At 39.2% G+C, this 13923-nt stretch carries 9 protein-coding genes and 2 CRISPR repeat arrays; of the genes, 7 read left to right on the top strand and 2 right to left on the bottom strand.

Annotated features, from left to right (window positions below):
• Positions 1-496 precede the first annotated feature (496 nt).
• Positions 497-1189: a CRISPR direct-repeat array (repeat unit 36 nt; unit sequence GTCACTTCTATTCAATGAAGTGGAATTAATGGAAAC).
• A gap of 90 nt (positions 1190-1279) precedes the next feature.
• A complete protein-coding gene (locus tag H6G69_RS29180) occupies positions 1280-3322 on the bottom strand; it encodes a WYL domain-containing protein (RefSeq protein WP_190692613.1) in 2043 nt (680 codons plus the stop codon).
• A 262-nt stretch (positions 3323-3584) separates the two neighbouring features.
• A CRISPR array of direct repeats spans positions 3585-4377; the repeat unit is 36 nt; unit sequence GTTTCCATTAATTCCACTTCATTGAATAGAAGTGAC.
• A 204-nt stretch (positions 4378-4581) separates the two neighbouring features.
• Between H6G69_RS29180 and H6G69_RS29185 the strand changes: the two genes are divergently transcribed.
• The 7 genes from H6G69_RS29185 (at position 4582) to H6G69_RS29215 (ending at position 12229) form a co-directional block, all read left to right on the top strand.
• Positions 4582-4737, top strand: coding sequence for a hypothetical protein (locus H6G69_RS29185; RefSeq protein WP_190692614.1), 156 nt, complete (start codon positions 4582-4584; stop codon positions 4735-4737).
• A 449-nt stretch (positions 4738-5186) separates the two neighbouring features.
• Positions 5187-6770: a Cas10/Cmr2 second palm domain-containing protein gene (locus H6G69_RS29190; RefSeq protein WP_190692615.1), complete on the top strand. Its 1584-nt coding sequence runs from the start codon at positions 5187-5189 to the stop codon at positions 6768-6770.
• Positions 6755-7765 carry a type III-B CRISPR module-associated Cmr3 family protein gene (locus H6G69_RS29195; protein WP_190692616.1) on the top strand — a complete coding sequence of 337 codons (1011 nt, stop codon included), beginning with the start codon at positions 6755-6757 and terminating at the stop codon, positions 7763-7765. Before H6G69_RS29190 ends, H6G69_RS29195 begins: the two co-directional genes overlap by 16 nt.
• A 1-nt stretch (position 7766) precedes the next feature.
• On the top strand, positions 7767-8603 hold the full coding sequence (cmr4, locus tag H6G69_RS29200) for a type III-B CRISPR module RAMP protein Cmr4 (protein ID WP_190692617.1): 837 nt from the start codon (positions 7767-7769) through the stop codon (positions 8601-8603).
• 58 nt (positions 8604-8661) lie between these two features.
• The gene (locus H6G69_RS29205) at positions 8662-9072 is read left to right on the top strand and encodes a hypothetical protein (RefSeq protein WP_190692618.1); all 411 of its coding nucleotides are present in this window, start codon (positions 8662-8664) and stop codon (positions 9070-9072) included.
• Positions 9065-10681, top strand: coding sequence for a hypothetical protein (locus H6G69_RS29210; RefSeq protein WP_190692619.1), 1617 nt, complete (start codon positions 9065-9067; stop codon positions 10679-10681). Before H6G69_RS29205 ends, H6G69_RS29210 begins: the two co-directional genes overlap by 8 nt.
• A gap of 3 nt (positions 10682-10684) precedes the next feature.
• Entirely contained in the window at positions 10685-12229 is a 1545-nt protein-coding gene (locus tag H6G69_RS29215; protein WP_190692620.1) for a hypothetical protein, read from the top strand.
• Between the two features lie 570 nt (positions 12230-12799).
• Here the strand turns inward: H6G69_RS29215 and H6G69_RS29220 are convergent.
• On the bottom strand, positions 12800-13882 hold the full coding sequence (locus H6G69_RS29220; protein ID WP_190692621.1) for an ATP-binding protein: 1083 nt from the start codon (positions 13880-13882) through the stop codon (positions 12800-12802).
• Positions 13883-13923: the final 41 nt, after the last annotated feature.

Genomic DNA, 13923 nt, shown 5'->3' on the forward strand with positions numbered 1-13923 from the left:
AGGTCTGTTGGGTATGATGTAGACATTGCTCTAGTAACCCTGTCGCATTTTTATCTACTGACACAATAGCGTTACTGGAGCTTTTTTAGACTTTCCAAACATCCTCTAAGGGTGCTATTAATAAGATAATTAGTGTGATCACACCGTTAGCTAGGGCTATTCCTAGGTTACGGACTAATGCACCACGGGCAGAGATATACATAAGTTTTAGGTTTTTGACTTGTTTAAATTTGCTCTATGCCTTAAGGTAAGTGCTGGTTTGAAATGATGCTAGTATTTTCGTGCGAATGACGAAATTTAGTTTTTTCTACTTGCTCGGCGACGGGGTAGCTAAAATTGGGAAAGGCTGATTTTTTCGTTGAGGCGGCCGATGTCTCTCTGGATAAGGGTTTTGGGTGATTTTATGCTCTTTGTTAATGCAAAATTTGCTGTTTTCATCGACCCGGCCGCAAATGGCATCTGGACATTCGGTGCAACAAGGGTTTAAATAAGAAGGGTCACTTCTATTCAATGAAGTGGAATTAATGGAAACCGCTTTATTTTAAAAAGTAATTCGCTAACCGCGAATAAGTCACTTCTATTCAATGAAGTGGAATTAATGGAAACTGGTTGTTCTGGTTTTCAATATGGTTTCACGTTGTCACTTCTATTCAATGAAGTGGAATTAATGGAAACTCTCCTCGCTCACCGATGTCCGGGCCCTCGGCGTCACTTCTATTCAATGAAGTGGAATTAATGGAAACGAGAAGGAACATAAGAAACCTTAACTCCTAAAGAAGTTAAGTCACTTCTATTCAATGAAGTGGAATTAATGGAAACTAAGTAGCCCTCTAGCTGCCAAAGCTGGTTTTCAGGTCACTTCTATTCAATGAAGTGGAATTAATGGAAACTTGCTGATGCTGTGGACAATTTCTGCAACACCATTTCTAGGGTTTGCAGTCACTTCTATTCAATGAAGTGGAATTAATGGAAACTATGCTATCTAATATCGATTGATGCTTGTTAGCGAGTCACTTCTATTCAATGAAGTGGAATTAATGGAAACATAGTATAAGAAATCCTTGGCGTACCATCATCGTGTCACTTCTATTCAATGAAGTGGAATTAATGGAAACATCCATATTTTTCCCAGCAGTAAGAATTATCGGTAAATGTCACTTCTATTCAATGAAGTGGAATTAATCGAAACTTCTATATGCTCAGATACCCGAATTCTAAAAAAATTCGGGTATCTTTCTTTTCACAAAAATATAAATATTTAAAAAATTGTTATTTAGATTTACTCATAAACAGATAAAATACTTTCACCAATCCTTTTAACTTTTAATCTAAAATCTTCTGGTTGCACAACTTTGACATTGCCACCAAAGCCAACAACCCAGCGCAGAAATTCTACATCATCTAAATACCACTTAGGTAATAGTAGTTGAAATCGATTAGGAAAATATTTATCTGTCGTTTTCTTCAAACAAAAAATAGATTTTGATAGTGTTGATGTTGACTTACCCACAGGCGGAGACATCTTCATTTGCCTGGGCGGAAATCTCTTTGTACCTTCTGCTATAAACCGAAATATGGCATCATTAAACCATAATTCGACCGTTATAAAAACTTGTAGATGTTCTTGTTTGTCTTGACTAAGAAATTGATGTTGGTCAGTAACACTGTATCCTAAAAAAATCCCGGCACTAGCAGCCGCGAGTTTCTGCAATTTTAAGAGTGCATTTTCTTGTTCTGGTCGAGAGCGGACTTTTGTTTGTGGTTGACCAATAAATAATCTATCTAAACGCTCAAATCGAAATAATCCTGCATATTTTCCACTTGCACATTCATAACCTAAATACCAAGCTTGGTTACAAAATACAATTTGTAAAGGATAGGCTAAAAAAAAGCCTTCTTCATCTAGCGCAAATTTGCCACCACCGGGAAAGCGATTTAATTCTAGTAGTTGTCCTTGAACGATCGCCTGCTCTAATTGTGCTAAATTTCTACAAAGGGCATCTGGTGGTAAAAATTTTGAGTCAACAATATTCCGGTTAGCGATCGCCCGCACAGGATAAACTTGATTGATAGCCAATTTACTTTGCGACATTCGCATCGCAAAGGTTTCATAAATCTCCAACGCCACAGGGTCATTTAAACTTTTAGCCTGAGACTGAAGTACATCAAATACTTTAGTTAATTCCTGCTTTGACAAAATCGCTGTCCCTGCAAAATAGCCATCTCTTAATGAGAAATTTGGCAATATTTTATAAGGCTTCAGCACCTTTTCAATATCTTTGCGAACAGTATCTACACTATCATCATCAATAATGCCATGTTGCTTCAGTGCAGATACTAAAGTTGGCAAACTTCCCTTACCTGAGTCTGGTAAAAATGGGTGGTGCAAAATCAAACCTATAGTTTGAATCAACCTTTGAAAACTATTCCAGTCAGAATAACTATGAGTGACAAAATTTGCTGGGGTGATAGTTGCTGCTAGTGGGGGAATCGTTACAGCAGCAGAAAAGCTATGATTGCCAATGAGTGAGTTTTGCTCTAACCAGTCTAAATCAGATGCGATCGCCTGGCAATCAGCATAAATTTCACCACACAACTTCCCCATCAAAGCGGTAACTTCTTCTAGAGAACTAGCAAATTGCGGCACATAACCCAAAATGCTTGCTAATAAACTGGGGTTAGCAAATTGCAGATTCCCTATTCCCGGATAGCGGATAATCAGAGAAATTAAATACATCAGGCGTTCAAAGTCTAGCAGCTGACTGTAAGCATGGAGAGTGATATGACTGTTGCGGTTAGCGCGGTTAGTCAGGGTGCGCGGTAGCTGGTGAATTTGCGTTTGAATTTGTTGAAGATTGAATTTAGCAGAATTCACATCAATTGCTTTGACGCTGACAAATCCTTCTGCGGCAACTGGCGGAAACTCTTGCAAAGATTTCTGCATCTTCTCAAGAATGATATCTGGAACTTGGCGACTTCGCTGGTGATTCCAAGCCTGGCAAATTTTTATCGGGGTTTGCAGATACCACCCCATCCATTGCACTTCCAGTTTATTCAGCTTTCTTAGCAAATCCATCCGCCATACACGCTTGGCATTAGTAGCATCATAAATCACAGAATTACCAACAGCGATCGCAGCAACAATCTCAGAGATAACTACATTCTCCACCTCCACCCACTCACCTTGAATACTTGCATCACCATAAAGTGAGGCGCGAATTGCATCAGTAGAAACAATGCAATAATTCCCCTGCTTTGCTAACTCGGCGGCGAAAGTAGATTTCCCACTACCGGGAATACCAATGAGAAAGTGACAAATCATCAAACGTTCAAGCCTAGAAGTTTTTCTACTTTAACTTTTAGCCTTTATTTGTTTGTTGTCTATAGTTATTAAGCGAATCACAAAATATTTTTTACTTAAGTATTTATAAATATAAAATTATACTTTAATCCAAGAAAAGAAAGGCGATCGTCCTCCACCAAGAGCTTGCGATCGCCTTTCCCTAAATCCCCTTTCGGGAGATAATTTCTATCATGGCATAAGTCAACAAGTTTGCACTCTCCCAAAATTTCGCCCCATCAAAATTAGTTTCCATTACACTTCATTGAATAGAAGTGACAAAGGAAGCGTACCCCACTATCGATATACGCATAGTCTTGTTTCCATTAATTCCACTTCATTGAATAGAAGTGACGTTTATATGAACACCCATATCATGGGGTGACTATAGAGTTTCCATTAATTCCACTTCATTGAATAGAAGTGACCTTCAAAAGTCAGTCCGTACCTTCTGGCAACATAGTTAACTTGTTGTTTCCATTAATTCCACTTCATTGAATAGAAGTGACTTACTTCGAGGGCTTTGATGTGGCAGCAGTTTCACCGCTAGTTTCCATTAATTCCACTTCATTGAATAGAAGTGACTCGATGCTTTTTTCGCGGTATTCGTTGCCACTTAAAGTTTCCATTAATTCCACTTCATTGAATAGAAGTGACCCGCGATGGCTGCATTCTGGCATTCTCGCCACAACTGTAAGTTTCCATTAATTCCACTTCATTGAATAGAAGTGACTGCTGCTGATGCTGCTGACATTGCGATGAAGAAAGGTAGTTTCCATTAATTCCACTTCATTGAATAGAAGTGACCTGTTAAGTCTTCTTTAACTGTGTCTCCTATTGTAGAAGCTGTTTCCATTAATTCCACTTCATTGAATAGAAGTGACGATTGCTCATGCGTTGTGGGACTTAAGCCTAGGTAAAGGCAAGCGCAAGTTTCCATTAATTCCACTTCATTGAATAGAAGTGACTCGCTTTCGCTACGGCTCCGGTGGATTCCCTTAGTTTCCATTAATTCCACTTCATTGAATAGAAGTGACCCCTCTTATTTAAACCCTTTCTCCATCTAATGTCCAGATGCCATTTGCGGCCGGGTCGATAAATATGGCAAATTTTGCGCCAACTAAAAGCATAAAATCACCTGAAACCCTTACACACAAAGACATCGGCCGCCTCCACGAAAAAATCAGCCTTTCCCAATTTTAGCAACCCCCTCGCCCAGCAAGTAATAAAAATCATGAAGAGTGCTGACTAATCTTTTTCTTACTCAGCACTCAGCACTCAACACTCAGCACTCAACACTCAGCACTCAGCACTCAGCACTCAGCACTCAGCACTCAGCACTCAACACTCAGCACTCAACACTCAGCACTCAGCACTCAGCACTCAGCACTGAGTAAAGTAAAAACTTCGTCATTCGCATGAACAGCCATTTACATTCTGAATTTTTCCGAGAAGATAGAAAAGTCACACGCACCAACCAAGCCGATACCCAGACAAAATCAACACCAAACCGTGCTTTTGCATTTACGTTTCTGATTATCTTATACCAATTCTCTATGAAGTTACACCAAATAAATGATGTAGATACTTTGTATACAACATCTCTACAGCACACAATAAAGAGCAATCTCTGACAGTCCACTTAAGTGGACTTTGGCTATGAGCCTAGAACTGAAGTTCTAGGCGGGATGCGTTTCATACTGCCTATTTAGATATCCTCTCAGTATTACGCTACCTTCCCACTCAATGTGCCTTATTACGCCAATTATTTCTAATCAGCAAAACTCTAATTGTTACAAAGTATAACTACTGAATAAAAAATGAAATCTAGACAGTAATTTAAAACATGACTGCAAAAGGCAATACTGTACCAGTGACTAAATATACTGCTATCACCTTTGCACCCGTACAGGGATTCATCGAAAAATCCCGTAAACTCAGAGACTTATATGGTGCATCTCTCATCCTCTCCTACCTCAGCCAACAACTAGTAAAACAAGCCGAAAAAACCACAACAGTAATATCTCCAGCACTTCCCAACCTGCAAAAAGGAATGCCAAACCGCATACTTCTTCAAGGAGAATTTTCTCAAACCCAAGTTGAACAAACATTATTATCTGTGTGGAAAGGAATATTGCAAGAATGTCGGTGTTGGATAGAAACCAAATTACCAGACTATACCTACCACTGGGAAAGAGAATGGACAAACTGGGGAAACCACACCTGGGAAATCTTTTGGGGAGAAGGCGATAGTATTCCAGCCGCAATGGAAGACTTAGAAACCCGCAAACTTTCCCGTGGCTGGACAGCCTTAAATTGGATAGGAGAAAGTTCCAGCTTAACAGGTACAGATGGCATCGCCTTTCCCGCCTTAGGTGCAGAAGCAAGAAACCCAAAAAATCGTCAATGGACAATCGAAAAAAATGATATTCAAACTTTTTATCAACGCCTCGCCTGTGTATTAGAAAATCTCCCCCCAAATGCAGAACCAGAAGGTAAATTTTTTGCCACTAACGAAAAATTAAGTATACCCGAATTAGTTAAACGTTTAGTCACCCTCCCCGAAATTGCCCACAACTTAGGGATGTCTAAACTAGAAAGCTTCAGCGAAATTTATCGCGGCCCCGAAGCCAAAAACGCAGAAGGTAAAGGACGCTGGACAGGTTGGTTTATGGGTGACGGCGATGAAGTTGGCAAACACCTACAAGAATTAGCAAAATTAGAAAATGGTGATCAAGAACTGAAAAAATTTAGTCAAGCCATGCGTAACTGGGGAAAAGACTTTAGCCGCGACTTTCCCAAAGAAATTGGTCGAGTAGTATATGCTGGTGGCGACGATTTTTTAGGCGCACTTTATCGAGAAAAAGACCAAGAACCGATAACAGCCAACCAAGCATTTCAATGGTTAATTACCCTACCCCAAACCTGGGAAAAACATAGTCAAAAAATCGGGTTAAGCGTCGGCTTTGTGTGGGCAGGTTCTAGCGTTCCCCAAAGAGACATCTTACAACATTGCCGAGAAGCCGAAAAGTTAGCCAAATCATCAGGGCGTGGGCGAGTCACCATCAGAATAGTCTTTAACAGTGGTCAATATGTGCAGTGGACTTGTCCTTGGGATTATCTAGACATATTAACTAAATACCAAGATAGAGAAGGAAAAACAAACTGGAGTCATATTTATCAAGACTTAGCACAATTGCAATCTCGCCGCGCCTTTAATACTGACAAAAAGAATTTCTCAGAAAAATTCGCTATTGAATTTTTTAATATTTACTTTCCCGATGTAGGTAACGAATTACTCAATTATGACCGCGCTAAATATCTTGTTGGCTTTAGCGATGAAGATGCTCCTTATGAAAGAAGCAAAGCCAAAATTGAATGGATTAGCAACTTAATTAAAGTAGGCTGGCATTTATGTTCAAATACCTAATCATAATCAATCCCTTGGGATTAATGTATGGCAGTGCAGGCGCATTTCTTTCACCAGAAAACTTAGTCGGACGTTCTGGCGCGAAATTTCCCCCAGAAGCCGCAACCGTATCAGGCTTAATTTTTAGCATTAACCAAGCCACCAAAAAAATTAATCAAAAAGAATTAAGCGATAAATTATCTAAAGAATTAAGTGAGAATTTATCTGTAGCTGGCCCATTTTGGGCAAACATCAAAGACAAACAAAACTTTTATGTTCCCATCCCTTGGAATAAAATCATCGCCAAAAAAGCAGTAGATGAATGGCAGTTAAAAGATGGACAATGGCAATTAGAAAATAAAACCGAAAAACTAGAACCTGATTATCGCTGGCAAACTATAAATTCCTGGGGAATTGCCCCCAAAGCTTTATCTTCTAACCAATCAGTAGCAAAAAATCCTTGGGAATATATTTCCTTTCTTCACCCCAAAATTAAACACTCAGAACGTAGCGTAGAACAAAAAGATGGACTCTTTCTCGAAAACTCCGTCCAAATGTCCGACGATACCTGTTTAGTTTATCTCTCAACCCATCCCATCGAACCCGGTTGGTATCGCTTCGGCGGAGAAAATCACATTGTTGAAATTGAGTATAAAGAAATTACAAATAAGACATTATTAAACCTACTAAATCAGCCAATTCAACGCACCTTCGCCTTAATCACACCAGCAATTTGGGGTTCTAACCGTTTATCTTATCGCCATCCCCAACACCAAACCTTCCCCCAAACCATAGAGATGCTAACAGATAAACCAGTACCCTATCGTTTCCGCGCCAAAGGTAATTTAGGTAGAGGACGTTACGCAGTTCCCGCAGGTAGCGTGTATGTTTTAGCAGAACCGATAAACAAACCTTGGTGGGAATGGGATGAAGCATGGTTTCCCAAAGAAGGTTACAGTCTCAAACGTGTAGGATGCGGTCTATGTTTACCAACAGAAATTAAAGGAGTCGCCTAAAATGTACAAAAAAGCCTATGGTATAATCGAAACCTTAGCACCACTTCATGTCGGTGCAACCGCCGGAGAAGAAAGTGGTAACTTAAACCTCATCTTTCGTGACCAATTTACCCAAACAGGTATCCTTCCTGGTAGTTCAATTCGTGGTCGCCTGCGTTCCGAAATGCGCCTCATGGATGGAGAACAAGCCGCCAGTTATTGGTATGGTAACGAAGCAGGTTCCGAACAATCAGAAATTAACAACGAATCTATCATCAAATTTGAATACGCTTCTATCTTGTGGCTACCCGTATTTTGTCCCGGACAACCAATTGTTTGGGTAACTAGTCCACGCTTACTACAACGCTACCAAAGAATCGCCGGAGATAATATCAAATTTAATGGTAAATCCCTCAAAGAAATAGATATACCAGACCCCTACACAGGTTCAAAAAACCTCAAAGCCAGAGAATCACAAGGCAAAAAAACCTTATTCTTCAACTTAGGCTTTTTAACCATCAACAAAACCGCAGACTTATCACCTTGGTTCCCCTCTGGCAAAGAACAACCAGCCGTCATCGTAGACGACAGCGACATCTCCATGATTCATGACATGGCATTATATCGCCAAAGTCGTGTGCGCTTAAAATCCGATCAAAAAGTAGTTGATGGCGGCGGCTTCTTCAACACCGAAGCCTTACCAGAAGGAACCATCTTAGTATTTCCCATCGCCATCAAAGACGATAAATCAGGTAAACAATGGGAACCCTTCAACGGTACTCAAAGCACAGACATTTACCTTGGTGGCTTAGAGTCCATCGGCTTTGGCCATTGCAACTTAACCTTAAACAGCCTGTAAACATAACTCTTAAACCTTCTTTGCGCCTTTGCGCCTTTGCGCGAGATAAAAAATACTTATGACTTGGAAATCATACGACCTAGACCAAGAAGCACAACGCCTTGTCCTCAAACACCGTGACAAAAAAGGAGTCATCGGTCAGTCTCACAAAATGCGAACAACCGTAGCCTTCGGCTTAGAAAGATTTTGGGGAGAACAACTACGCCTGCTAGACAAAGAACCACCCAAAGGCGAATACTGGCGCGATACCTGGAAAAGCTTCGCCCAAATCATGCTAAAAGCCGGAATTAAACTACCCCAAGAAGATGTTAGCAGCAAGAACACTAACAAAATTCAAGAAGTCGCCGCTAAATTATGGGAACTTCCCCTTGAAGACCAAAGAATTTGTTTAGCCGTCCTCACTCAATTTTGCGACAGCTTAGTGTGGTGGACTCAACGTTATAAAAAATCAGGAGCCGATGATGACTAATAGTAACGAAGTCCCCTTAATGTTTCAAGCGCAAGTTTCCGGACGCGGACAAATTCAATATATCAGAAACCCCGAACAGTCCGAGAGATGGGTTGATGAATGGGTAGAAGGTGCTGCAATTGAAGCACATCAATTTAACACCAACGTCCAAACAAAAGAATATAAAATAACCTGGCGGTTTGTCTCTAACAGTGGACAAGACGAAGATATCATCAGGCCAGTCATCGCCGCTAAAGGGTTTCCCTTTTACCCAGGCGCAAGTATGAAAGGCGCATTTTTACGCGCCTGTACCACAGAACAAGCTAAAAGATATTGCGGCGGACAACTAACAACTAACGACACCCAACCCGGAATACTCCGCTTTCATGGTGGTTATCCCAAAGATGCAACATGGGCTGAACAGCAATTAATTGATGTAGTTCATCCCCAAGAAAAATGGCAAGTTAAAGATAACAATAGCCACGCAGCTTTTATTCAAATATCCCTGTATCAACCGACCTTAATATTTGGCATTTCTAGCACCAAAAAACTCGACCCCAGTGAATGGGAAACTATCTGGAGTATTTGGGATAAAGCTATAGAAAAAGGTATAGGTTCTAGAGTTAGTGCTGGTTATGGTCAACCTATAAATCATCCAGAAACTAAATTAGTTACAGTTAATTTGCGCGGACAAGGTTTAGCTTCACAATTAATCGATAAAACAGGTGAATTTCGTCCCAATATTTTCAAAGCAGCCTTACGTGGTCACACCTTACGTTTATTTAGCGGCGTTACCGACGAAAACACAGCCGAAGAATTAACCAGAGAACTTTGGGGAGGTTTCGCTGGAAGGAATGGTGCTGTCGTCGGACAGTTAGGGATTAGTTTTAACGCTGTTGATTTAGAGATGGATGAATATAGATATGGTAACAATACCATGCCTATTTATGAGTTAAAATCAGGAACTCTCAATATCCTCAGCATGGGTAATATCTCAACCGAATACAAAAAAGAACTGAAGACATTAGCAACACAAATTTTAAGATTCGCTATGTTGCTAGGCGGCTTTGGTAAATCATGGCGACGCATTGACCATAGCCTATTCTTTCCAGAGTATTTAGATAGAAATGATAAACCGATGATAGGTTGTCATTGGCAATTTACTCAGCAATCAAATAAATATTACTTCCCGATAAATAACATCAATCATATTACTAACATTCTCAACGATGTCCAGAAAACCATAAACAATTGGTTGAAATTAAAAGGTAAAACACCAACTAATCAACTAAGTTCCTGGCGCGAATCATTGCATCCGCAAAAAGTACAAATCTGGGGACGCATTGCAGCAGATGAAGATGATAGTTTAGCCGTGAGATGGTTTCACGGTAATTATCAAGGAGTCAAATCAATTAAAGGTTCAAGCCTCACAGGTAAGATGGGTCAAATTGGGAGAATTTGGCATCGGATGTATCCCCAATATATTAAAGATAGAGAAGGAGAAATTAGGCGTAACAAAAGACAATATATAGAGTTACTCACAATTTTTCCTGATAAAAAAGACGAAAGAACACAAGAATTTTTACAGTATTTACCAACAAGCGGATTTACCAAACTTTGGGGAGAATAAATTATGAGTATCTGGATTGTAACCACAGGTAATAGTGATGTCATCCTCAAGTATGATAAAAATTGGAGTAATTTATATGAAGAAATCAGATATGATTTAGAATGTACAGAATTTGCTTCACCTCTGCCATTAGACCCTAAAGATAAAAGTGCTGGCTATACTATACCTGCAAGAGTCTTAGGTTTAGTTTATGCAAATAAATTTGACGATTACAAGGGTGATTTAGAGTTTCCCTTGCTTGATACTTATTGTGAGTTTTTTTTAAAAGAAAACATCAAGCTAGAAAAAATTATAATTTTGCTGACAGACCAAACGCAAATATTTAAGCAAGACCAAATAATTTACGAAAAATGTCCCTATTGGCAAGACACTTGTACACTTAAACCTCTATTCGAGAAGTATTTTCAAACCGAGAACTATCAACCAGAGTTTTTATATCTAGCACCAACAGAAATAAATAAAGGTATAGATAATTGGAATGAAACTCTTGCTTTAGTACAAGGAACATTAGGTAAATTAGACTTTAATACTTCTAAAACAGTATATGTCAGCCATCAAGCCGGAACACCTGCCATATCTTCGGCTGTGCAATTTGTTAGCTTAGGTAAATTTAAAACTGTTAAATTTTTAGTCAGTAATGAATATTTTGACGAAAATTATGAGCGTAAATCTCAATCAGAAGCTATCAAAAGCTCTAATTATTGGCGAGGTCTGCAAATTCAAAAAGCCAAGCAGTTGATTACAAGCGGTTTTCCTGGTGCTGCGCTTAAAATATTAGATAATATAGAAGGAATAGATAAAAATGCCATTGCTGAATTAGAAAATATTGTTGATTTCTTCAATCTCCATAGTCCAACAACAGACGACAGCCAAGATTTTGCTATTCCTCAAGCTACTCAAAGAATTGTTGATACTCTTGACCTGATAGGCTTTTTCTTCAATCAAAAGAACTATCTTCAAGGTATTACCTTACTTGCTGCGGCTCAAGAAACATTTTTAAAGACTGCTATTTTATCACAAGTAGCTATGATTAATGACACTGTGATTGTTAATGGCAGTTCTCGAAAAGTTTCGGACTTGTTAGCCTGGAGTTCACCTGGTTTATTTTTGCATACAACTGTTAAGAATGAAAGTAGTCATTTAAAAAAAGATATTCTCACAAAACTAAAATTTCCGGTAACCAGATTTAATTTGAAGACAGATAAAGATTTTGAAATCACTAACAAAAATTTTGGTTTAGTTGCTTGGTTAAGAAATATAGATGATAATTTTGTCAAATGGCCTTTATTGTTATGGTATTGCGATCGTTATAGAAATCAAGAAGATGACTTGCGTAATCAATTAATGCACAACTTACGCGGGGTTGAAGATAGGGACGTAATTGATTATTTATTGGCAGATAAAAATCATAAAATAAATGATGTTATGTCAGCTTATAATGATAATGTTAAGCAACCATTTTTGAATGCTATTAATTACTTTAAGCTTCCTTACAAAAGGGAGAAGCTGTCTAAAAAACTTCAAGAAATAGCAGATTCGCTTATCTAAATGCTTCTTTTTTTAATTTGAGAAGAGGATATTTACTAAACTTTATTATCTGGTAAATTCTGAAAAAATTTATCTGAAATTATAGCCCAATACAGTTCAGTTAAGGCAACAACTTATACCAATTTGCAATTCGCAATGACGCGACGCTCGTTCCGACGCTCAAAGATTCGCTAACGCTGCGCTAACGCAATTAAGAAATCTAGCTCCAGTAAGAATTTCCTGATTTCTATCTGTCGCATTCTTTTCTTAAATTGGTATTAGACTGGTGTAAGTTGGGAGGAGGAAAGGAACCCAACATTCACGCATACTTTGTTGGGTTACGCTATCGCTACACCCAACCTACTATTCTCTTAACTAGGTGCAAGATGTGAACATACTTTGTTGGGTTACGCTATCGCTACACCCAACCTACTATTCTCTTAACTGAACCGTATTGTGCTGTTAGCGGTAGCGGGGCGTTTAGCCCGTGCTGAGTAGGAACTCAGTATTTTCAAGAATTTCAACCAAAAACATAGTCCTAAACTATGCTTCGACAGCTATAGAATCAAAAATTGTGGGTTAACTTGGATATTAACTCAATCTCTGCCGCAGCCATAAATTTAGTAGTGGCATGGCCAACTCATAAGATTGTTCTGCTCCATAAATTAAACCTTTATGCTGTAAACCAGCTAGCGCACCTTGTAAGCTACCACCTCGAGAAAGTCCATGTTTTTGAATGTAATCTTTACTTTGTGGTTTTTCTGTGGGATCTAAAGCTAAACATTCCAAAAGATGCACCTGATTAGCTGGCAGAAGCATCAATAAGGATTCGTAAGTCATCGATAAATCTTTAAGTAATCCTTCAATTGCCTCTGTGACATTTTGTTCAGTGATTAAATTATCAGGCAAACATGAAGTTCGCAAACGCCGAATAAGTGCCATTGCATCACCAATATGTCCTTGCACTGCATCTAAAAATAGGGGTAATGCTTTGGAACGAGAATCAAATGTTAGTCGATGTACGTGTAACATTTCTCTAGCCCACACAGCTAAAACATCTCTCGCTAAAGGAGGCAATTGAACAGTTGCTAAAGGGTAGTTATTTTCATCTGTGTGGTAGCTTGTTTCTGCGATCGTTGCAATCAAAACATAGTTAACATGACTATCCTGATTGATTTTACGTCGAAATGTTGTTGCCCATAAATTGCCGCGATCCCAAGAACGTATATGAGGAAAACTGTGCAAAATCAGCACCAAGCGTTTATGCAAATCTACAGCCATGATTTGTGGCAAATCTAACAGTATCTCCAATGCTTGCCATAGCTGCTTGTGACCCAGAGAACGCGACACCTTCAGTTTTTTTTCTACATCAAAGGTAAAAAATTCACTAGCATAGAGATTGACCCAATTCTGCATTTTAGATATTTCCCAGTTTTGGCTAATAGCTTCTGCTAGGAGTTGTAAAAATCTTTCCCCATCTGTGGCGCGGATGCAATCTATCTCCAGTACAACGGCTCCAACTTCTTGCGCCCCTCCCTTGACTAAGGTACGTCTACCACTACCAGGTACGCCCGTAATTAATAAATCACCATCTTTAGACAAAACTTCGACAATACGCTGAAACTCTGCCGATCGCCCAATCAATTGCAATGGAGTAGACAAATCCGAACTCACAAATTTTTCGCCTTTGCAATCCTCACTCTAATGGTCAGCAT

It is taken from the genome of Nostoc sp. FACHB-110 (assembly GCF_014697425.1).
Taxonomy (GTDB): domain Bacteria; phylum Cyanobacteriota; class Cyanobacteriia; order Cyanobacteriales; family Nostocaceae; genus Nostoc_B.

What these genes read in the sequence shown, in the direction of transcription:
- H6G69_RS29180 (WP_190692613.1), bottom strand. Translation starts at nt 3,322, where the DNA reads ATGATTTGTCACTTTCTCATTGGTATTCCCGGTAGTGGGAAATCTACT.
- H6G69_RS29190 (WP_190692615.1), top strand. Translation starts at nt 5,187, where the DNA reads ATGACTGCAAAAGGCAATACTGTACCAGTGACTAAATATACTGCTATC.
- H6G69_RS29195 (WP_190692616.1), top strand. Translation starts at nt 6,755, where the DNA reads ATGTTCAAATACCTAATCATAATCAATCCCTTGGGATTAATGTATGGC.
- cmr4 (WP_190692617.1), top strand. Translation starts at nt 7,767, where the DNA reads ATGTACAAAAAAGCCTATGGTATAATCGAAACCTTAGCACCACTTCAT.
- H6G69_RS29205 (WP_190692618.1), top strand. Translation starts at nt 8,662, where the DNA reads ATGACTTGGAAATCATACGACCTAGACCAAGAAGCACAACGCCTTGTC.
- H6G69_RS29210 (WP_190692619.1), top strand. Translation starts at nt 9,065, where the DNA reads ATGACTAATAGTAACGAAGTCCCCTTAATGTTTCAAGCGCAAGTTTCC.
- H6G69_RS29215 (WP_190692620.1), top strand. Translation starts at nt 10,685, where the DNA reads ATGAGTATCTGGATTGTAACCACAGGTAATAGTGATGTCATCCTCAAG.